The sequence below is a fragment of the Bacillus cereus group sp. BfR-BA-01383 genome (genome assembly GCF_022663495.1).
Lineage (GTDB): Bacteria > Bacillota > Bacilli > Bacillales > Bacillaceae_G > Bacillus_A > Bacillus_A cereus_AU.
Window position 1 is genome coordinate 171,800 of sequence record NZ_JAKUFP010000004.1, and the last position, 19,918, is coordinate 191,717.

Consider the following 19,918-nt stretch of genomic DNA (forward strand, 5'->3'; position numbering starts at 1 on the left):
TTTTGTACTTTTCTCCCCCCGCTCCTTCCTATCTTACAAGAAAAGGAGTGTTGAACATGAATAGCGCAACGAATCAAACTACCTCTAAAACGCAAACTACACAAGGAAAAGGTGAATTAAAACGTAGTTTAAAATCAAGACACCTTACAATGATTTCTCTCGGTGGTACAATTGGTACCGGATTATTTCTTGCCAGCGGTGGCGTCATCCACTCAGCTGGACCCGGTGGTGCACTAGTTGCATACGCCGCAATTGGTATTATGGTTTATTTCTTAATGACAAGCTTAGCTGAACTCGCAGCATACATGCCTGTTACTGGCTCTTTTAGCACGTATGCAACAAAATTTGTTGATCCATCACTTGGTTTCGCACTTGGATGGAACTATTGGTATAACTGGGCAATTACGATAGCGGCTGAACTCGCAGCTGTATCGTTAATTATGAAATTTTGGTTTCCAGATACACCTTCACTCGTTTGGAGTGGCCTTTGTTTAGCTATTATTTTTCTCTTAAACTATTTATCTGTTAAAGGTTTTGGTGAATCTGAATATTGGTTCGCACTTATTAAAGTAGTTACTATTATTATCTTTTTAATTGTCGGTTTTATGATGATTTTCGGTATTATGGGCGGCGAATTTGTTGGATTTAAAAATTTCACTGTTGCAGATGCACCATTTAACGGCGGTATTATGGCAATTATCGGTGTATTTATGGCCGCTGGTTTCTCATTCCAAGGAACTGAATTATTAGGAGTAGCTGCTGGTGAAACTGCTGATCCAGAGCGTAATATTCCAAAAGCAATTCGTTCGATCTTTTGGCGTATTCTTTTATTCTATATCCTTGCGATTCTCGTTATCGGTTTATTAATTCCTTACACAACTGAAAGCCTTGCCGCAAGTGATGTAACAGTAAGTCCATTTACACTTATTTTTGAAAAAGCGGGCGTTGCCTTCGCTGCTTCTGTTATGAACGCTGTTATTTTAACGGCCGTTTTATCTGCTGGTAACTCTGGTATGTATGCATCAACTCGTATGCTTTGGGATTTAGCTCGCCAAGGAAAAGCACCAAAGTTCTTAGGTAAATTGGATAGCCGTGGCGTACCTGTTAACGCATTAATCGTAACATCGATTGTCGGTAGTGTCGCTTTCATTGCTTCTTTATTCGGTGACGGCGTTGTATACATTTGGTTATTAAACGCATCCGGAATGTCTGGCTTTATCGCATGGGTTGGAATTGCAATTAGTCATTATCGTTTCCGTAAAGCATATATCGCACAAGGAAAAGATTTAAAAGACTTACCTTACCGAGCAAAATGGTTCCCGTTCGGTCCAATCTTTGCATTTGCACTTTGTGTCATTGTCATTTTAGGACAAAACTATGGCGCATTTACGGGAGAATCTATCGATTGGAACGGTGTATTCGTTTCTTACATCGGTTTACCACTTTTCTTAGTACTATGGTTAGGTTATAAATTTACGAAAAAAACAAAAGTGATTCCTCTTGATAAATGTGAACTAAAATAAAGTAAAACGAGCAAACAAATTTGTTTGCTCGTTTTTTATTACAACCCTCTTTACTTCCCTATTTCTTTTGTTTTTGCAATAATAAAGGAAATATACATAAAGGTTGGGATTACATGAACATTCGTATTACTGATGAAGCAAAAGCAGCTATACATAGATTAGAACGTGAAGGCAAAAAAATCGTTCGTATTAGAGGAACAATGACAAACTCTTGTAGTATTTTCGTTGATGTGGATTTAATTTGGGATACATATAATGCAGATGATGTTGTATATGAAGATACAGATCTTATCGTACAAATGGATTCATTCACGAAAGACTATACTGGTGATACGGTGAAACTTGATTATAAGACGACTGGTTTTAGTATTACGACTCCGAGTGAGACTTTGGTTTATGGGTTGTCGATTAAAAAATAAAAATTGTTTTCATTTGACTAATGAGGTGAAAAAATGGGTAAATATGTTCCATTGAAATTTTTATTTAATGAAGAATTAGCAGAAAAAATGGCTGATTCTATTTGTAAACACAATCCCCATTTCTCTAAAAGAAATTTTGTAGCTTCTGTTACATATAAAGTTGAAAATTTAGAGTTAAAGCAACGTATTGAAGTAATAGCAGATGAATTACACAATGCATTACAAAAAGATTTTAAGGAAGCAATACATATATTACTGAAAACATTAGGACCAGAAAATACAACAGAAGTAGGCACATTTACAAACGGATACATGTATATGCCTATTGCAAAATACGTTGAAAAATATGGACTTAACGATTTTGAATCCTCATTCAATGCTATGTATGAAATAACAAAAAGGAATACTGCTGAATATGCCATTCGTCCTTTTCTTGAAACATATCATGAAGACACACTAAACATATTACAACAGTGGATACATGACGAAAACAGCCACATTAGGCGATTAGTGTCAGAAGGTACTAGACCAAGACTTCCTTGGGCAAAAAAAATTGGAGCTCTGAAAGGTGATTTTAAGAACAATTTAAAGCTTCTTGAACCATTAATGAATGATCCTTCTAAATACGTTCAAAAATCTGTAGCTAATCATATTAACGATATTACGAAAGAAGATAAAGAACTCGTTTTTCAATGGTTGCAGCAATTGCGTGATAAACAGCATCCTGTTAACCCTTGGATTATAAAACATGGGTTAAGAACGGTGATAAAAAATGGTACTTTACCAAAAGATTTTTCTTTTTAAGTATTTTAAACAAAAACGCTTATGCTTCAAAAATGAAGTATAAGCGTTTTTTCCTTTTGAATAAAGAAATATCACACGTAAAAAGTGTTTTAAATTTCTTCTTTATACCATTATTTTATAAGTTCTTCTATATTATTACTTTTCTTGATTGTTTCTGATGATAGCCAGAGTGAATAACTTGTTCCATCCTTGTTCGTTAAAAATATGTCAAATTTCTCATTATATAGTTCTTCTTTAAGGATAGTAACCACCTTTCTCAAATCCTCTATTACATAAGAATCATTTTGATATTTAATCTCACTGTCATTAAAAACTAAAGTCAATTTATACTCTGGACAATTGCCTCCTTTCGGGTGTGGACATGTAATATCTTTAATTACAAAGCGATCATTTTGAATTTCATTTAACCTTTCTCCTACTTTTGTTTGAGTTTGAATCAAATATGTCCAATAACTGCTTACGGTATTTTTCATTGTTAGAAGCAGTTCTTCTTTCGTTATAGCTTTTTGCACATTATTAAAAGGGAAGCCTATAGATTCACCATTTTGATCCTCAATTTCAAGTTCTGTTATCTTTCTATTACTCTTCTGAATGAATTGGAATAGAGCATATAAACAATCTAATTCTTTTGATTCAAATTGACTGTAATCAATCTTATCACTTGTTTTTAAAGTTAATAATAACTTATCAGTTGGTTTTCCCCCTGTATTATCATCATCCAATATATATTGGAGAGTATTTTCAGTTTCAGATTCCACGTAACCTAATTTTTTAATTTCTTCTAGCATTGGTTTGAATTTCTTATATTCCTCATATGTGTTTTTCCCGTATTCGTATTCATCACCTTTTATTCTTGAATAGATGATGCCATTTACCTCTACTCTAAATTGAATATTTTTGTTGTTTTTCGCTTGAACAGTATGGTATGTATGTCCCATATTCCCTTCATGTATAGCACCCCAATTTGTTACAACCACATCGATTCCGTGCTTTTTTTTCACATATTTTTTTACCTGATCTTCATCTTCATAATTACAACCACTTAAACATAAGAAACATAACACTAGCAACATTACATTTTTCATTCTTTTCATATAACACCTTATCCCTCTTTCGTACAAACAAAACATTTCATATATAAACAATACTAAATTATAAAATATTTTCAAAGAATTAAAAGTTTTTATATTCAGTATATATATATTTCTTTTATTAATGGCTCTGTTAATTTTAATATTGATAATTGAATAAATTAAAGGGAAACCTAAATTTAAGGTTCCCCATTTTTACCGACATTTTAGATTTTAATAGATATTTTTTAACCACGTAATAATTCGTAGTACCTGAAACGACTCAAACCAAGTAATTAAAAACATCACAACGAAGAAAGAAATAAGTGATATGAATTTTAAGGTTCCATCTTCACGTTTAACAATCGCGATAAAACTTAGAACAATGCCGACTAAAAAAGAGATATAACCCAAAAGGACAATAGGCTCAGAATAGCCATCTATTATCCAATTTAATCCAAACAATAACAGTCCAAAAATCATCAAGGTTATTGATAATATACTAAATCTTTTCACAATTTCACCTCCAACATAATTTTACCATTTTATGGAGTAAATAAAATTATTTTTTATAGCATATGAATGAACAATTACACGACAAACTCAATCCATTTTTTCATTAAACAACTGCCTTCTCTTATAACTTCAAAGGATTTTTACTCAAAAATCCCGAATATATAAATAACCATTCTCACAAGGAGCAAATTTCTATGAATCTATTCGAACACGAAACGTAAAACTGCTTCACTTTTATAAGAGGTCCTCCCTTTTTCTTTTCTCATCATTTCACTCATTTAAAAAATAGGAGGACAAACTTATGAAATGTGATCCATTATTTTTAACTCTATTAGAAAGTGCAAAGACCAACTTTAGTGGCTGGGATTTTTCTTTCATTTCAGAAACTGGTCGAATGAAGAGTGAACCTTTGTCATGGTCATACGGCAGTACAGCCTTCCAGCTTATGCAACGTGCAAAATCTGTGCTAGATATGGGTACTGGAGGCGGAGAGTTTTTATCTATGTTACAACCGTTCCCACCAACTATTTTTGCGACTGAAGGCTATGCTCCGAACGTTCCAATTGCTCGAAAGAAATTAGAACCTTTAGGGGTTACTGTTGTAGAGGTTACCGATGATACTGCTTTACCATTTCAAGATGGTCAGTTTGATTTCATTATGAATCAACATGAATCCTATGCTGCTTCTGAGGTAAGCAGAATCCTTTCTCCTAATGGGATATTTCTTACACAGCAAGTTGGCGGTCTTGATTGCGCTGAACTTAACGAACAGTTTGGTACACCTCTAAATAGCGAATTTGCAAGTTGGTCACTCGAAACGGCATGTGGTGAGTTAGAGGAAAATGGATTTACTATTTTAGATGCGAAGGAAGAATTCCCTTTTCAACGTTTTTATGATATTGGCGCTATCGTCTATTATTTAAAAGCAATTCCGTGGCAAATTCCTGATTTTACTGTCGAAAGATATTATGAGGAATTATATCGCATACATACGATTATCTTGCAAAAAGGATATTTTGATGTGAAGCAACATCGCTTTATGATTAAAGCGATTCGCAGCTAAAAAAGGAGGTGGCTTTGCCACCTCTTATTACAATTATATATTCTCTATTATAGTGAGAGCAATCGACATCTACTTGCCGATTGCTCTATGCAAAAAATTTTATTAACTAGAGTATTAGAGTGATTTTTAATCATACCTTCTATTGGGAAACAAGTTGTTTTTTATAACGTTTTTTCATATCATCCTCTGTCAAAAGTACAGTTGTGTAATTAATAATATTCCGGTTATCATATGTGAATATATGATCTAAATTATTTTCCTCTGCTAATACTATTGGTAAATATCTTTGTAAATTGCTTACTACACCTCTATTATCACAATCTACTATCCAATCAATTGATTTCCATTCTAAGATGCCTTCATCTGTGCTTATTGGTGTGTCCATATGTACTCCATCTGGTAAATCAGCAAGGAATACATACATTCCCTCATTACCCTGAGTATCGTCTTTATCTTTAAAGATAACATTCCCCTTATAAGTTACATTTTGAAGCTCTATACCTGTTTCCTCAAACGCTTCTCTAATTATTCCTTCGTACGGTGTTTCATTATCTTCTATTTTCCCTCCAACACCATTCCACATTCCCATATTCGGTTTTTTATTTCTATTTAATAAGAGTATTTCATTTCCTTTTCTAATAAAGCAAATTGTGTATTTATACATACAATCATTCCCTTTCATTTACACCTTCTTTTGTAAGGAATTCATTTTCCACATGAGTTATTTGGCTTATTTTTTAGCGAAAACAATCTCCTTACAATTCCTTACCACATAATATATAGTACAACTTTCATTCATAAACACTTTACAGCAAACGAAAGAATCCTTTTTAGAAAGGAGCATTTAAAATCGATACTATAAGCAGTGAATTTCTAAAACAATACTACGACAGCCTCGTTTGGGTAAAAGATACACACTGGTTCGGTGTTCCAATCTACAAACTTCCCTCCGATCTCTTTTTGTACCAAGAAATCATTTATGAACTAAAGCCTGATTTAATTATTGAATGTGGAACTTTTCACGGCGGTAGCGCACTGTATTTAGCTTCTATGTTAGATTTAATTGGAAAAGGTCACGTACTTACTATCGATATAACTCCTCAACCAAATCGGCCATCACATAATCGGATTACCTATTTAACAGCTTCTTCTGTTTCTGTACAGGCCGTACAAACAATAGTAAGTATGCGCAAACCTGATGATGTCATTTTAGTTATTTTAGATTCTGATCATAGTAAAGAGCATGTATCAAAAGAACTCTTACTATATAAATCTATCGTCACTACTGGCAGTTATATTATTGTAGAGGATACATCTATTAACGGGAACCCTCTTCTTCCCGATTGGGGTCTTGGTCCGATGGAAGCTGTGGAAGAGTTTTTAACTAAAAACAACAATTTCATAATCGACGAATCTAAACATAAATTTTTCATATCTTTTAATCCAAAAGGTTTTTTAAAGAAAATAAAATGATACTTTAATAAGTGGGGTTTTATGAATTCCCCACTTATTCTATGATTTTCATTTTTGAAAAAGGATAATACACAAATTCTACCTTTCCGATTACATTATCTTCTTCAATATATCCTAAACCATTGCGACTATCCCTACTAAGTTCGCGGTTATCCCCCATTACAAATAACTTATTGGGTGGAATCTTTGTCTTTTGAAAGTTGTAAAACACTTGTGTATTATTATATAAATCTTTATTTATATAAGGTTCATCTTTCTTTTTATCATTTACATATACAGTTCCATTCGTGATGTTAATTACATCACCTGGAAGCCCTATTACACGTTTCACATAATATTTCGATTCATCCTCTTCTTTAATAATGATAATTTCTCCGTGCTGTAAATTTGAAAAATGAACTGCTGCTTTATTTACAAATACGTAGTCTCCTTCATATAAAGTCGGCTGCATTGATTTCCCTTCCACCTTACATAAAGTAAACGAATGGTACGCTATTACCATGACGAATATAAATAATATGTACTTCCCCCAACCTCTCTTAATCTCCTCTTTCATATCCATTCCCACCTTATTCAAACGCTTTTTAACTCCAAAAATAGTATCACTGCACAATTTGTCTCTGTGCAATGATACTATTTTTACTGTGCCTTGTTCTGTTGCTCTATTGGGACTGGATTTGCACCCGATCTTTTCGTTTTCAATTCAAAATACGCATCCAAAATTTCTTTACCAATCGCGGAATTAATTCCTGATTTATCATCATTCACCCACGGTACAACAACTGAAAAAGCGACTTCCGGATCAGCATCATATGGCGCATAACCGGCAAGAGTTAAATTATAACATTTTTTTCGGTTATAGTTCTCATCTCTTCCAATATCACTTTCTCCACCATACACTGTCTCAGCTGTTCCTGTTTTTCCAGCTGGTTTATACGGCAACCCTTTAAACGTTCCAGTACCTGTTCCATCCCCTTCTTGGAATACTCTTCTAAATCCTTCTTTCACATGATTTATATAGGAAATGTCCATATCTACTCGATTTAATACAGTTGGTTCAATCGTCCGAATGACTCTTCCAACATCCTCTGGTCTATTTGGTTGTTCCCTAACTTCTTGCACAATTTGTGGTTTCATTCGGTAACCACCATTTGCAATCGTTGAAATATATTGTGCGAGCTGAAGCGGTGTATATGTATCATATTGTCCAATCGCATAATCAAGTAAAAAACCAGGTATATTATCAGTTCTACCTACTTGACCAATCGATTCATTCGGCAGGTCAATACCAGTTGGCACACCTAAACCAAATTGTCTAAAGTAATAACGCATTTTATTAAACGCTTCTTGTTTAATATCTAGCGGATTGTTTGGTACATAATCAATCCCTGCAATCTTTAACGCTGTATTAAACATGTAGACATTGGATGAAACTTGCAATGCTCTTAAATCATCAATATCTCCAAAGTCTTTCCACGATTTCTTCGGCTTCGAACTTCCTTTAAAGTACATTGGTGCATCAAAAAAATGCGTATATGGCTTAATCGCTCCTGTTTGATATCCAGCTAATAACGTAGCTCCTTTCACCGTCGATCCTAACTCATAAGAGCTTATCATCGTTCCTAAAGCGTAGTCTTCTATTTGCATCTCGCCGTCTTTATTTACAATTCTTTTTCCTGCCATTGATAAAATTTGACCGTTTTTCGGATTCATCATTACAACGAATGCGCGATCCATCATCGGTTCTGAAGAATGAAATGCTCGTAAATTCTTTTCAAGACTTTCCTCCACTTTTTTCTGTAACTCCATATCAACTGTTAACATTAAATTATTTCCACTTTTTCCTTTTGTCACTTTTTCAGTCCGAACTATATTTCCAGTTTTATCTGTAATATTTTTCGTCTGTTCTTTCGTGCCATGCAGTGCATCTTCGTATTGTTTTTCGATATAACTCTTACCAATACGATCATTTCGATTATAATCTCGTACTAAATAGTAGTCTAATTGCTCCCTCGGTAATCCTTCATTTTCACTAGAAACACTACCAAGGACCGAACGGAGTATTTTATCATTTGGATATTCACGTTCCCAATCCACAGTCGTATCTACTCCTGGCAAGCTTGCCAACCTTTCACTTACGACTGCATATTCATTTAGACTTACATCTTTTTTGACAATTTGCGGTGTCATTTTATATCCCGTATTCATTTTACTTTTAATTGCTAACACTTCTATATCCTCTTTTGAAAGTTCATTTAATTCTTCTTGTGTAATTCTTTCTCGGCGCAATTCTTCTACTTTTTTATCTAATTCTTTCCCTTCTACTTCCTGCTTTCTAAATTTACTTTCATCTTCTTTCGTTACTTTTGTTGCGGCACGCTTTTCATTTAACTGCATCCAAAAATCTTTCTTATCAGTCTCCGTTAACTTATCCATATCCTCTTGCGGCATTTCAATTAGTTGTGCTAAATCCCTTGCTACTTGTAAAACCTCTTTCGAGTCTACTCCTTTCATTTTCGTATATGTAACAGTTCGTAACGGTTTATTATTTACAATCACTTGACCTTCCCGATCATACATCTTCCCTCTAGGAACCGGAGTGCTCACCGTCACATCTTCCTTTTTATTCACTTCATTTCTATACGTTTCTCCATCAATGATTTGTACTTTACCTAATTGAATTATAATAGCTGAAAATAAAAGAAAGACGATAAAAAATAGTACATTTAACCGAAATGGAATATGAGTCTTTTTCTTTTTCGGCTGTTTCTGTTTCTGCTTCTCCTTTTTCTGCCTCATTTCGCTCCCTCGCTTCATTCTATTAACTTCTACGCTTAAATGATTATGTATCAAATTTATTTATATGATATATATAGAATTTTATATTAATTACAAAAGAAATAAAAGATTTAATTTTCAGTTTTTTAATTCAACATCCTATTTATTACCATTCCCTTAATGCGCAATAACATGAATGGTATTCAAAAAGAAAGATGGTATACAACTGGTTTTTCATACCATTCGTTTACATTTCTTTGTATACTAAAGAAATGAATCAATAAAAGACATTACGAAGGAGCAAATGAAAATGCCTGATTCGTTTACGATACATATTAATACGTCACATTGTTTAAACTTTATGATTTATATTCAAAATATTTATCTCAATCAAAAAGAGAACAAAGGGAATTTACGATTCCCTTACATAGCAAGAAAATTAAATTTCTCTAATGATTTTGAAGCAAATTTCAAAGAATTATGGCATACACTTCGTAAACAAATTGCTAATGGGAGCTATGATTTACAGATTTTCCATGAGGAGAATCATATGTTTTATGAAAAGCTTTTTGACACCCATTTATGTAATGAAGAATCATTCAAAGAATTGATATGTAGTTTTAAAGTATGGTGGACTAGCATAGCAGGTCAGCTTTCACTAGAACATTCTGTAAGTGAGTATAGTGAGCAACTTTATAACGACTTAGTTTTATATCTTAAGCAAAATCAAATAGAACCTTTATACCAGCTACATATTAACTTACTTTATGACGATTGTGTATTCGCTAAAGATAATATTTCTTCTTACGCTGCTATTTTACCTACCAAACACTTTTTTATAAATTATAGAGATGTGGTTACTACATTATCGACATGTTTTCATGTGGTTTAAAACAACGATTACCCAAATAAAAAACTGAGGTGCTCTCTATACACCTCAGTTTCTTTACGAAAACATCAATTTATTTAATTGAAGATAACCCTTCAACAAATTCACCAATTTTTTCTTGAAAAACAAAATCAAAGTTATATTCCTGTCCTGTTAATTCTTCATTTACTAAAATCGTTGTTGCTCCAATTTCCCTCTTTGCGATTTCTGGGAATGAAGCGACAGGCTGTACTTTAAGTGACGTTCCCATTACGAGAAGTACATCTGTTTCATATAAACGTTTAATCGCATTTTGATATTGAGGTAATGTGTCTCCGTATAAAACAACATCTGGATTTAAAATGAAATTACACTTCTCACAACGCGGTACTTCATGATCAATCATATACTGTAAATCATATCCCGCTTTACACTTCGGACAATGTGCTGTTTGAAGTGTTCCGTGTAAATCAATGACATGTTTACTACCACCTACTTGATGCAATCCATCAATATTTTGCGTTAAAATCGTTATATCTTTCCCTTGTTCTTCTAGCTCAGCCAAAAAGCGATGCCCACGATTTGCTTTATACTGGTGAAATGTATTAATTTGAAAGATTTCTTTATAATGCTTCCAAAATTCTTTCGGACTTCTATTATAATAGCCTCTCGACAAATACATCTCTACATTCGCATCAGCATACAATCCATTTGATGAACGAAAATCTGGTATACCGCTTTCCGTACTTGCACCAGCACCTGTTAATACTGTAATTTTCTTCGCTTTTTCTAAAATTGAACGTACTTCTTCAAATTGTTGCACAAAAATCACCTCTATGTATTTTCCTATACTTATTATACCAGTTGTTTACAGTAGGTGTTGTACAATTCGGTTTACTTACTACGTTGCATTATCTAAACCCAAACCAATTTAATGGTGTAAGAAAGTTATCTTGGGATCAACCATCCTACACTATCACTTCTCATATTGCAAAGGATAGTAGAGAGTTTATTCATCCGCAAGAAAATAGAAGGTTAACCGTTCGAGAATGCTTAAGATTAATGAGTGTTCTAGATACATACGTTATTCCGCCTCATATACCATTAAGTCAACAATATACACTTGTTGGTAATGGAGTCGTAGCATTCTTAGTAGCTAAAGTACTCTCACAATCAATTCTGGATTGTTTAGAGGTAAATTCAGTGAAAGGTGTGTCTAATGAGCAAATGACGATTTTTCAATTTTTTTAGAAAGCAGCCAGAAGGCTGCTTTTCTTCATCGATGGGCTTAGATAGTTATGGACTACTGGGAGCCTCTTAAGTTATACTTGTATAATATCAAAAATTAATAAGGGGTAATATTAACATTATGAAAGAAAAAAACGAACTTGTTCAAAGTATTCCTCAAACAGGATTTTTTGGACATCCAAAAGGATTATTCACTTTATTCTTCACTGAGTTTTGGGAAAGGTTTTCTCATTACGGAATGAGAGCTATTTTGCTGTATTATATGTACTATTCGGTCGCAAAAGGTGGATTAGGAATTGATCAATCTACCGCAACCTCGATAATGGCAATTTACGGTTCCTTACTGTTCATGTCTAGTATTATCGGTGGATGGATATCGGATCGTTTATTTGGTCCAAGTAAAACCGTATTCTTTGGTGGCGTTTTAATTATGATTGGCCATCTTATTTTAGCTTTACCGGGTAGTAAAAGTGCGTTATTTATCTCTATGGTCTTCTTAATTCTAGGAACAGGGTTGTTAAAGCCTAACATATCGAACATCGTAGGAAGTTTATACAGTAAAACAGATGCGCGTCGTGACTCAGGGTTCAGTATATTCTACATGGGTATTAACTTAGGTGCCTTACTTGCACCTTTAGTTGTCGGAACATTAGGTCAGCAATATAATTTCCACCTTGGTTTTGGAGTTGCGGCAATTGGTATGGCAATTGGGTTAGGGGTATTTGTTGGAACAAAAAAGAAAAACCTTGGTCTAATCGGTACACAAGTACCTAATCCATTATCAGATTCGGAAAGAAAAAAGACTATTAAGTATTTCAGTGTTGGTCTGGTTGTATTAACATTGCTAGGTGTGGTTACAATTCCAACTGGGTTGTTAACTATAAATCGTTTTACATTCCTGATTAGTATCTTAGGGATTGTTATTCCAGCCTATTATTTCATTTATATGTATCGTAGTCCTAAAACAACAAAAGTAGAGCAATCTCGTCTTCTTGCGTATATACCACTCTTTATTGCAGCTACAATATTTTGGTCTATACAAGAACAAGGTGCTATTATCTTAGCGACATACGCGGATCAACGAACTCAATTACAGTTCAATGGAATTACATTGCATTCTGCTTGGTTCCAATCATTAAGTCCAATCTTTATCGTAACGCTTGCCCCGATTTTCGCATGGATTTGGATAAAATTAGGCAAGAAGCAGCCTTCAACGGCAAAAAAATTCGCTATTGGATTGCTATTTGCAGGTTTATCATTCTTAGTTATGATTTTTCCGGCTTTAATCAACGGTACTCACTCTTTAGTGAATCCTATGTGGTTAGTCCTTAGCTTCTTTTTAATTGTAATTGGAGAAGTTTGTTTATCTCCTTCAGGGTTATCAATAACGACGAAGCTGGCTCCAGCTGCTTTCTCTTCGCAAACCATGAGCTTATGGTTCTTATCAACTGCGTCTGCGCAAGCAATAAATGCCCAAGTTGTTAAACTATATAATCCTGCAACAGAAGCAATTTACTTTGGTGTTATTGGTGCTATCTCCATTTTAGTTAGCATCCTGCTATTTGCATTATCATCAAAAATCCAAAACTTCATGAAGGGACTTCAATAACGGTCTCTTATTGAAATGAACAAATACAAGTTTCTATGTAAAGAGTAGCCAAACAGGTTACTCTTTTTTTGTATAACCATAGCAATCTCCACACAAACGCAATATAATGTATGCTGGAGCAATGATATTTCTAGGAAAACAAAACATACCTAATAGACTAATGCAACTTGGTAAGAGAGCTGACTATTTATCTAAAGAGGAGCTTCTTAAACATAAAGACTGCGTCATCGATTTACTCGATGACCGGGAAATTTGCGAATAAAAGACCAAAAAACTTTAATACAAATTCAAACCCATAAATAAAAATTTAATTACGTTTCTTACATTATTCTTTTAGCATACTTAAAAAATCACTAAAATTATCTGCAACTTCACTAGTTACTGGATGCAACTCTTCTGATTCTTCATGATACCATACCACAACAGATGGTATTTCTTTTTCTCTAAAATCTAAACAAAGAAAATCACCTGCGAATAAAACAGCAAACGGAATAACATTTACTCCTGTTAAATCTTCATCATCCGTTAAACGAGTATCGATATCAGATAATACAACCTCTATATCATACCAACCATTTTCATCATCATCTTCTGGGTCCTCCAACAAACATAAGAAACGTTCAATTAAAAGTTCGTTTTTTTCATGTAAAAAAACATTAGTAATAGGAATAGAGCCATTATATTTTTTCAAAAAATCTATAAAATCAGTTGGTAATTTTATCTCACAATATTCCTCAAATGATTCAATTAATTCATCATTTGGCGATTGAAGTTCACTACCATTTTTAATCTTCATTTTAATTCCTCCAATTCTTTACCTACCTTTAGATCTATAAGACCAATGCCCTTCACTCCGCCCAACCTTTATGAAATATGCTATTATGTATTCCAAATGGTACTAATTCCATTTTACCTGGAATCTCAGAATGATGCCAAGTAGGGGTCCTGCCGCATCGCTATCAAGCTAAGAAATATAAATACCCCCAAAACGAAAACTTTCCCCTTATTGTAACTTTAATAATATCAATTTTTATAACTCACCATCCTTTCAACAACCTTTACTATATTCACAGTCGTGTCCAAAATATATTTGGTCCCATTTGTGACTAGATATAAGGATTTTGTAAATCTTTCTTCTTCTCTAAAAATATTCTTCACTCTTATATTCGCTCTTTTACGCAAAAAGGTTCAGATATTTTTAATAAATAAAAAAATCTATAGAGGGTTCTTCATGGAATCCCGCCCAGTGTCCATCAAAATAAGTTGATTTTATGTCTATATAATTAAAAAAACGCTATTCTTTTTGTAGAAATATACAGAAAGGATGGCGTTTTTATTATGAATTTATCGATTTCTGATGAACTACAATTGTTTTCTCAAGAATTACAACAACATATGTCACCCAATGCCTGGGAAGAATTAGCTAGCGAAGTAGGATTTGTTCAACTCTATCGTATATCATTTATTTCTAATATACACAAAACATTACGTAGTGACGTTTCATTAATATACAATTAATATCATATAAATTTCTCACATTGAAAACAGTTAACTTTAAAAGTATACTATTTACCTTTAACCTTTAGTTTGAAACAATTCTGTATATGTTAGACTGCTCTTATTACAGCAATATTCCTTTTTATATTCTATAATGCATCTTCAATAAAAAATACAAAGAGGGCTGCATCAGCCCTCTTTAATTAACATACTTTTTACTTAATGCGTCGCACCGCCGCACGCTACAATATCTACTTCCACTTCCGTCGTTACCTCAATTGCTAATGCTATCCCTTTACTAATAGTAGAAAGTGACATACTCGGTTGACCTGGATAGTTAGTAGCTTGTTCTGGTAAGAACGGAATATGAACAAATCCGCCTTTTATTTTCTTATCATGTTTCTCTAGTTCATGCATGAGACCATAGAATAAATGATTACAAACGAATGTACCTGCTGTTTGTGAAACGGAAGCTGGTATACCTTCTTCATGAAGTTTTTTTACAATTGCTTTCATCGGTAGCGTAGACCAATACGCAATCGGTCCTTCTTCTACAACCGGTACATCTACCGGCTGATTTCTTTCATTATCAGCAATTCTTGCATCATCAACATTAATTGCTATTCGCTCTATCGTAACATCTGGTCTGCCCCCAGCTTGTCCAATACATATAATAATGTCAGGCGACAACTCTTCTATATACGCTTTTAATACTTGTATCGATTTATGAAATACCGTTGGAACTTGTTTACTAATAACCTTGTATTCTCCAATTGTTTTTTCATGTAAACTTTTTGCAACTTCCCAAGCTGGATTGATGCTCTCTCCGCCAAATGGATCGAATCCTGTTAATAATACTGTTTTCATAGTTTCACTCTCCTAATTAGAAACGATATACAAGGCCGTACATGATAAACATATTGATAATAAAAATGGAAAGAGCAATTGGTACTTGCGCTTTAATAACAGCGTTCTTATCTTTCAGTTCTAAAAGCATCGCCGGAACGATATTAAAGTTTGCTGCCATTGGCGTAATGAGCGTTCCGCAATATCCAGCAAACATACCGAGTGCTGCCATAATTGCCGGGTTCCCGCCGTGCATTTGAACAATTAAAGGCAAGCCGATTCCGCCAGTAATTACTGCAAACGCTGCGAATGCATTTCCCATTACAACAGTAAATAGCATCATTCCTAAACAGTACGCCATAACGGCAACGAATGGATACTCTGTTGGTAACACTTGTCCGACTAGATCAGAAACAACTTGTCCAACGCCAGACTTCGCGAAAATACCGCCAAGTGCCGCTAACATTTGTGGTAAAATAACAGCCCAGCCGACAGCCTGTAGTAATCTGCTTCCTTCTTGAACAGGCGTTGTTATTTTCGCTTTTGTAATACGCATCGCTGCAACGAATGCGAGCAATGCACCTAACGCTAATGCAACTAACGTTACTTTATCAGGATCAACAAGAGAGACATTTCCCCATTTGATTTTCCCTAATGTCAGTGTACCGATAATTGTAAAAATAGGTATTAACAGTGCAGGCATAAAAATTTTATTCTTTAATTTCTCAGCATGTTTCACACGTTCTTCTACAGCTACTTCTTTCTCCTCGGATTTTGTTACTTTGTTCAATGAAGCTAACACGACCATAGCGAGTACGATACAGCCAACGTAAAACGAAGGTATTACATTTCCAAATAAAAATGTAACTGCGAACAATGCCCAAAACAAGCTAGAACCAAATCTGTTTGGATGTTCACGATCAAATGCAATACGCACAGCGATAAAGGCAACGATTATACCTAATACATAGTAGATTGTATCCATAGTTATGATGTTCATCTTATATTGCCTCCTTCTCTTGTTTTTCTTCTGCCTTCATTGTTTTCTCTATATATTTATCCAATCTTCTAAACCTAATCCAGCTCACAATTAGTGCGGATATTGCAGTTGGAATACCCCAAAGTGCCATATCCCATACTCCGACATGCATACCTACTGAATCGAAGAATCCTTTCATTAATAAAATGGCACCAGTTGCGATAAAAATATCTTCTCCGAAAAACCAAGCTGTATTTTCCGCAGCTGCTGCGTTTGCTTTAATCTTTTCTCTCAATTTTTCAGGGAGTTTACCGTATCTTCCTTGCGCAGCTCCTTCTGCCATCGGGGCAACGAGTGGTCTTACCGTTTGTGCATGACCACCAATGTTAAGCCCTAGTGCTGCTGATGATTCTCTTATCGTAAAATAGGACATTAATACTCTTCCAGTTGTTGCTCCTTTTGATTTCGTTATAAGTGCTTCTGCTCTTTCTTTTAAGCCATAACGCTCTAAAATTCCGATTACCGGTAAAGTTAGTATAATAGGCATAGACATATATCTATTTTCTATGAAAAATTTACCGAACATGCTGATCACATCATAAAAGCTTAAACCAGAAACCATACCAGTAACAATACCTGCAACCATAACTACTAACAATGTATTTAGTCTAAATAAAAACCCAACTGCAACGATTAGTATCCCGATTAATTTAATCATTTCTAGCACTTCCCCTCATTTTTTATTTCGGCGCACATATAGTAACATCATTAAGTTCGAATGTTCCGTATATTCTTTTCGCAAATTGTACCGCTTTCTCCCCATCACCATGTAAACAAATTGTTTGTGCCTGAACTGCTACTTTCCCTCCGTTCACCGCTTCTACATATCCTTCTTTCACCATTTGAAGCACTTGCTTTATTGCTTCGTCTTCATTTTTTATGAGCGCATTTTCTTCTGTACGACTCGTTAATGTTCCATCCTGCTTATACGTACGATCCGCAAAAGCTTCTTGCACGAGAGTTACGTTATATTTTTTCGCAGCCCGTATAAACGCCTCGCTATTTGCTAACCCGTAAAGTGATAGATTTGGATTTATATGTGAAATTGCCTTTGTAATTGCATCTGCAATTTCTGCATTCGTTGCCGCCATATTATATAACGCACCGTGCGGTTTTACGTGCTGCATAGTCCCTCCAGCCACTTTCACAAACCCGTCTAATGCGCCGATTTGATATAAAACATAATCGTATACTTCACTTGCTGAAACGTTCATATTTCTTCTCCCAAATCCAATTAAATCAGAAAATCCAGGATGTGCGCCTATTGCTACGTTATGCTCCAAGGCCTTTTCAACAGTTTGCCTCATAACGGTCGGGTCACCAGCGTGAAAACCGCAAGCAATATTTATAGAGGAAACGAATGGAAGGATTTCATCGTCATTCCCCATCTTATAGGCTCCAAAACTTTCTCCTAAATCACAATTTAAATCGATTGTCTTCATGATGTTTTCCTCCTAATTTCAGCTTCGTAAAGCGATGAATTTCTTTAATAGACTCATATCTTTTTCCTGTTCTATATATAATTGCTCTGCTTCCTCTATCGTAATTTTCCCAAAAGAAACATAGTCCCCTGGTTTTAGCTGAGCAAGAAGAGGTAAATCTACTGAAATGACATTGCCAATTCTCGGATAGCCACCTGTCGTTTGTCTATCTGCCATTAATATAATAGGCTGTCCACCATTTGGAACTTGAATGGTTCCGAATGTAACTGGGCTCGATAAAATTTCTATCTCTTTAACTCTATTTAAAACTTCTCCGTCAATCCTATACCCCATACGATCAGCATAATTAGACACTTTATACTCTTTCGTAAAAAATGATTCTATACTCTTTTCTGTAAATTGATCATATTCAAAGTCTGTTATGACGCGAAGAGTAGGATGCTTCTTATATTTTGGTAAAGAATTGTTACAAATCGCCCATTTTGTTTTTATACGCTCTTCATCTTGTAAATTTTGAATGAAGCGACTCGCAATGTCTGCCCCTTTACCAATTTGAAAATAATCTCCTTTTTTCAGCATTCTCCCTTCAATACCGCCAAGAGCAGCACGTATGTAAGTACTTTTACTTCCCATCATACGATCAATATTTATACCGCCTGCAAAGGTTACATATGTCCTACACCCGCTTTTCGCTTTTCCGAAACAAAGCATGCTACCTTCTTCTGCTAGGATCGGACGCCATAACGGGATGCGTTCACCATTTAACAACGGTTCCATATCCGCACCGCCAATCGCGAGTAAAGTCGTTTTCTTTATTAACAATTTAGGTCCCATAATCGTCATTTCGAGTCCCGCTTCATTCTCTTCATTACCAACTAACATATTAATCATTCTAAGTGCACTTTGATCCATAGCCCCGCCAACAGGTACACCGTATTGTTGATAATGAGATCTCCCTAAATCTTGGACTGTTGTAAACATTCCTGCATGCAAAACCTCTACATCCATTCTTTAGCCCCCTCAAGCGATACGTACTCTTCCTTTGTTATCGGTATAAATCGTAAATACATACCGCTTTGAATATATGTTGGTGTCTCTTCTTTCGGATTAAATAGTGAAATCGGTGTTCGACCAATAATATTCCATCCACCCGGTGTTTCTAGTGGATATATCCCCGTCTGATTCCCACCAATACCTACTGAACCAGGTGCAATTTGTAACCGTGGTGTTTCTTTTCTAGGTGTTTCTAGTTCTTTCGGTAATCCGCCTAAATACGGGAACCCTGGTGTGAAACCTAACATATACACAAAATATGTTGTTTCACTATGTATTCGAATAACATCTTCTACTTGTAATCCATGATAATTTGCGACCTCTTCTAAATCTGGCCCATATTCTCCCCCGTAACAAACTGGTATAGAAATATGTTTCACATCTTGGTTCACTTCTTCTTTATATGAATCATATAGCTCCCGTATATATTGGCAAACGTAATCATATGGCCTTTCACTTCTCTCATTTCCCTTCCATACTTCATACAAATTGTAGTAAACGGCCAGTGAAGTAAACGACGGAACGCATTCAATCATTCCCGCAAACGGGTGCTGCTGCAGTGCTTGAAATAATCGTTGTACTTTTTCGTATATATCCATCCTAATTTCTTCGCCAAATGTAACAATAATTGCTTGATCCCCTAATGCAGAAAATTTCATTCCATTCCCTC

The 19,918-nt window shown here is 34.8% G+C and carries 23 protein-coding genes; 9 read left to right on the top strand and 14 right to left on the bottom strand.

Translation table 11 applies throughout. The features are described from left to right. Positions 1 to 56 precede the first annotated feature (56 nt). The 3 genes from MR065_RS06380 to MR065_RS06390 all read left to right on the top strand — a co-directional run bounded on the left by MR065_RS06380 (position 57) and on the right by MR065_RS06390 (position 2,746). Entirely contained in the window at positions 57 to 1,523 is a 1,467-nt protein-coding gene (locus MR065_RS06380) for an amino acid permease (protein ID WP_242212928.1), read from the top strand. Positions 1,524 to 1,636: 113 nt separating this feature from the next. Next, entirely contained in the window at positions 1,637 to 1,942 is a 306-nt protein-coding gene (locus MR065_RS06385) for an iron-sulfur cluster biosynthesis family protein (RefSeq protein WP_242212929.1), read from the top strand. A 33-nt stretch (positions 1,943 to 1,975) separates the two neighbouring features. Next, the gene (locus tag MR065_RS06390; protein ID WP_242212931.1) at positions 1,976 to 2,746 is read left to right on the top strand and encodes a DNA alkylation repair protein; all 771 of its coding nucleotides are present in this window, start codon (positions 1,976 to 1,978) and stop codon (positions 2,744 to 2,746) included. A 110-nt stretch (positions 2,747 to 2,856) separates the two neighbouring features. On the opposite strand, the gene MR065_RS06395 is transcribed toward MR065_RS06390, so the two are convergent. Continuing rightward, the gene (locus tag MR065_RS06395; RefSeq protein WP_242212933.1) at positions 2,857 to 3,840 is read right to left on the bottom strand and encodes a hypothetical protein; all 984 of its coding nucleotides are present in this window, start codon (positions 3,838 to 3,840) and stop codon (positions 2,857 to 2,859) included. A 210-nt stretch (positions 3,841 to 4,050) separates the two neighbouring features. Further along, the gene (locus MR065_RS06400; protein WP_242212934.1) at positions 4,051 to 4,332 is read right to left on the bottom strand and encodes a hypothetical protein; all 282 of its coding nucleotides are present in this window, start codon (positions 4,330 to 4,332) and stop codon (positions 4,051 to 4,053) included. Between the two features lie 301 nt (positions 4,333 to 4,633). On the opposite strand from MR065_RS06400, the gene MR065_RS06405 reads away from it, so the two are divergent. Next, positions 4,634 to 5,395, top strand: coding sequence for a class I SAM-dependent methyltransferase (locus MR065_RS06405; protein WP_242212935.1), 762 nt, complete (start codon positions 4,634 to 4,636; stop codon positions 5,393 to 5,395). Positions 5,396 to 5,534: 139 nt separating this feature from the next. On the opposite strand, the gene MR065_RS06410 is transcribed toward MR065_RS06405, so the two are convergent. Next, on the bottom strand, positions 5,535 to 6,059 hold the full coding sequence (locus MR065_RS06410) for an NUDIX hydrolase (protein ID WP_242212940.1): 525 nt from the start codon (positions 6,057 to 6,059) through the stop codon (positions 5,535 to 5,537). A 185-nt stretch (positions 6,060 to 6,244) separates the two neighbouring features. Here MR065_RS06410 and MR065_RS06415 point away from each other — a divergent pair, with 185 nt between their 5' ends. After that, a complete protein-coding gene (locus tag MR065_RS06415) occupies positions 6,245 to 6,868 on the top strand; it encodes a cephalosporin hydroxylase family protein (protein WP_242213036.1) in 624 nt (207 codons plus the stop codon). Positions 6,869 to 6,902: 34 nt separating this feature from the next. On the opposite strand, the gene lepB is transcribed toward MR065_RS06415, so the two are convergent. Both lepB and MR065_RS06425 read right to left on the bottom strand, forming a co-directional pair. Further along, complete coding sequence (lepB, locus tag MR065_RS06420) at positions 6,903 to 7,424, bottom strand: signal peptidase I (RefSeq protein WP_242212942.1); 522 nt, start codon at positions 7,422 to 7,424, stop codon at positions 6,903 to 6,905. An 83-nt stretch (positions 7,425 to 7,507) separates the two neighbouring features. Then, a complete protein-coding gene (locus MR065_RS06425) occupies positions 7,508 to 9,685 on the bottom strand; it encodes a peptidoglycan D,D-transpeptidase FtsI family protein (protein ID WP_242212943.1) in 2,178 nt (725 codons plus the stop codon). A 271-nt stretch (positions 9,686 to 9,956) separates the two neighbouring features. Between MR065_RS06425 and MR065_RS06430 the strand changes: the two genes are divergently transcribed. After that, positions 9,957 to 10,538: a hypothetical protein gene (locus tag MR065_RS06430; protein ID WP_242212945.1), complete on the top strand. Its 582-nt coding sequence runs from the start codon at positions 9,957 to 9,959 to the stop codon at positions 10,536 to 10,538. A gap of 70 nt (positions 10,539 to 10,608) precedes the next feature. Here MR065_RS06430 and MR065_RS06435 read toward each other — a convergent pair whose 3' ends face one another. Then, positions 10,609 to 11,337, bottom strand: a complete 729-nt coding sequence (locus MR065_RS06435) for an NAD-dependent protein deacylase (RefSeq protein WP_242212946.1) — start codon at positions 11,335 to 11,337, stop codon at positions 10,609 to 10,611. An 83-nt stretch (positions 11,338 to 11,420) separates the two neighbouring features. Between MR065_RS06435 and MR065_RS06440 the strand changes: the two genes are divergently transcribed. Both MR065_RS06440 and MR065_RS06445 read left to right on the top strand, forming a co-directional pair. Further along, positions 11,421 to 11,765 carry a DNA cytosine methyltransferase gene (locus MR065_RS06440; protein WP_242212947.1) on the top strand — a complete coding sequence of 115 codons (345 nt, stop codon included), beginning with the start codon at positions 11,421 to 11,423 and terminating at the stop codon, positions 11,763 to 11,765. Positions 11,766 to 11,883: 118 nt separating this feature from the next. Beyond that, positions 11,884 to 13,371: a peptide MFS transporter gene (locus MR065_RS06445; protein ID WP_242212948.1), complete on the top strand. Its 1,488-nt coding sequence runs from the start codon at positions 11,884 to 11,886 to the stop codon at positions 13,369 to 13,371. Positions 13,372 to 13,696: 325 nt separating this feature from the next. On the opposite strand, the gene MR065_RS06450 is transcribed toward MR065_RS06445, so the two are convergent. Together MR065_RS06450 and MR065_RS06455 are read right to left on the bottom strand one after the other, a co-directional pair. After that, positions 13,697 to 14,167 carry an SMI1/KNR4 family protein gene (locus MR065_RS06450; protein ID WP_242212949.1) on the bottom strand — a complete coding sequence of 157 codons (471 nt, stop codon included), beginning with the start codon at positions 14,165 to 14,167 and terminating at the stop codon, positions 13,697 to 13,699. 52 nt (positions 14,168 to 14,219) lie between these two features. Next, complete coding sequence (locus tag MR065_RS06455) at positions 14,220 to 14,279, bottom strand: hypothetical protein (protein ID WP_242213037.1); 60 nt, start codon at positions 14,277 to 14,279, stop codon at positions 14,220 to 14,222. Between the two features lie 430 nt (positions 14,280 to 14,709). On the opposite strand from MR065_RS06455, the gene MR065_RS06460 reads away from it, so the two are divergent. Next, positions 14,710 to 14,889: a hypothetical protein gene (locus MR065_RS06460; RefSeq protein WP_242213040.1), complete on the top strand. Its 180-nt coding sequence runs from the start codon at positions 14,710 to 14,712 to the stop codon at positions 14,887 to 14,889. A 198-nt stretch (positions 14,890 to 15,087) separates the two neighbouring features. Here the strand turns inward: MR065_RS06460 and pcp are convergent, their stop codons facing one another. From pcp to pxpB, 6 genes are read right to left on the bottom strand one after another with little or no spacing between them, the layout of a single operon-like run. Continuing rightward, complete coding sequence (gene pcp / locus MR065_RS06465) at positions 15,088 to 15,735, bottom strand: pyroglutamyl-peptidase I (RefSeq protein WP_242212950.1); 648 nt, start codon at positions 15,733 to 15,735, stop codon at positions 15,088 to 15,090. A 16-nt stretch (positions 15,736 to 15,751) separates the two neighbouring features. Next, positions 15,752 to 16,714 carry a DUF979 domain-containing protein gene (locus MR065_RS06470; RefSeq protein WP_097905521.1) on the bottom strand — a complete coding sequence of 321 codons (963 nt, stop codon included), beginning with the start codon at positions 16,712 to 16,714 and terminating at the stop codon, positions 15,752 to 15,754. 1 nt (position 16,715) lies between these two features. Beyond that, positions 16,716 to 17,411, bottom strand: a complete 696-nt coding sequence (locus MR065_RS06475; RefSeq protein WP_242212951.1) for a DUF969 domain-containing protein — start codon at positions 17,409 to 17,411, stop codon at positions 16,716 to 16,718. A gap of 22 nt (positions 17,412 to 17,433) precedes the next feature. Beyond that, entirely contained in the window at positions 17,434 to 18,195 is a 762-nt protein-coding gene (gene pxpA, locus MR065_RS06480; RefSeq protein WP_242212952.1) for a 5-oxoprolinase subunit PxpA, read from the bottom strand. An 18-nt stretch (positions 18,196 to 18,213) separates the two neighbouring features. Next, positions 18,214 to 19,203 carry a 5-oxoprolinase subunit C family protein gene (locus MR065_RS06485; protein ID WP_242212953.1) on the bottom strand — a complete coding sequence of 330 codons (990 nt, stop codon included), beginning with the start codon at positions 19,201 to 19,203 and terminating at the stop codon, positions 18,214 to 18,216. Continuing rightward, the gene (gene pxpB / locus MR065_RS06490; protein ID WP_242212962.1) at positions 19,194 to 19,907 is read right to left on the bottom strand and encodes a 5-oxoprolinase subunit PxpB; all 714 of its coding nucleotides are present in this window, start codon (positions 19,905 to 19,907) and stop codon (positions 19,194 to 19,196) included. Before pxpB ends, MR065_RS06485 begins: the two co-directional genes overlap by 10 nt. Between the last annotated feature and the right edge of the window lie 11 nt (positions 19,908 to 19,918).

Excerpts from the sequence above, each read along its gene's own strand:
- MR065_RS06380 (WP_242212928.1), top strand. The coding sequence starts at position 57 with ATGAATAGCGCAACGAATCAAACTACCTCTAAAACGCAAACTACACAA.
- MR065_RS06385 (WP_242212929.1), top strand. The coding sequence starts at position 1,637 with ATGAACATTCGTATTACTGATGAAGCAAAAGCAGCTATACATAGATTA.
- MR065_RS06390 (WP_242212931.1), top strand. The coding sequence starts at position 1,976 with ATGGGTAAATATGTTCCATTGAAATTTTTATTTAATGAAGAATTAGCA.
- MR065_RS06395 (WP_242212933.1), bottom strand. The coding sequence starts at position 3,840 with ATGAAAAGAATGAAAAATGTAATGTTGCTAGTGTTATGTTTCTTATGT.
- MR065_RS06405 (WP_242212935.1), top strand. The coding sequence starts at position 4,634 with ATGAAATGTGATCCATTATTTTTAACTCTATTAGAAAGTGCAAAGACC.
- MR065_RS06410 (WP_242212940.1), bottom strand. The coding sequence starts at position 6,059 with ATGTATAAATACACAATTTGCTTTATTAGAAAAGGAAATGAAATACTC.
- lepB (WP_242212942.1), bottom strand. The coding sequence starts at position 7,424 with ATGAAAGAGGAGATTAAGAGAGGTTGGGGGAAGTACATATTATTTATA.
- MR065_RS06425 (WP_242212943.1), bottom strand. The coding sequence starts at position 9,685 with ATGAAGCGAGGGAGCGAAATGAGGCAGAAAAAGGAGAAGCAGAAACAG.
- MR065_RS06430 (WP_242212945.1), top strand. The coding sequence starts at position 9,957 with ATGCCTGATTCGTTTACGATACATATTAATACGTCACATTGTTTAAAC.
- MR065_RS06445 (WP_242212948.1), top strand. The coding sequence starts at position 11,884 with ATGAAAGAAAAAAACGAACTTGTTCAAAGTATTCCTCAAACAGGATTT.
- MR065_RS06450 (WP_242212949.1), bottom strand. The coding sequence starts at position 14,167 with ATGAAGATTAAAAATGGTAGTGAACTTCAATCGCCAAATGATGAATTA.
- MR065_RS06460 (WP_242213040.1), top strand. The coding sequence starts at position 14,710 with ATGAATTTATCGATTTCTGATGAACTACAATTGTTTTCTCAAGAATTA.
- pcp (WP_242212950.1), bottom strand. The coding sequence starts at position 15,735 with ATGAAAACAGTATTATTAACAGGATTCGATCCATTTGGCGGAGAGAGC.
- MR065_RS06470 (WP_097905521.1), bottom strand. The coding sequence starts at position 16,714 with ATGAACATCATAACTATGGATACAATCTACTATGTATTAGGTATAATC.
- MR065_RS06475 (WP_242212951.1), bottom strand. The coding sequence starts at position 17,411 with ATGATTAAATTAATCGGGATACTAATCGTTGCAGTTGGGTTTTTATTT.
- pxpA (WP_242212952.1), bottom strand. The coding sequence starts at position 18,195 with ATGAAGACAATCGATTTAAATTGTGATTTAGGAGAAAGTTTTGGAGCC.
- MR065_RS06485 (WP_242212953.1), bottom strand. The coding sequence starts at position 19,203 with ATGGATGTAGAGGTTTTGCATGCAGGAATGTTTACAACAGTCCAAGAT.
- pxpB (WP_242212962.1), bottom strand. The coding sequence starts at position 19,907 with ATGAAATTTTCTGCATTAGGGGATCAAGCAATTATTGTTACATTTGGC.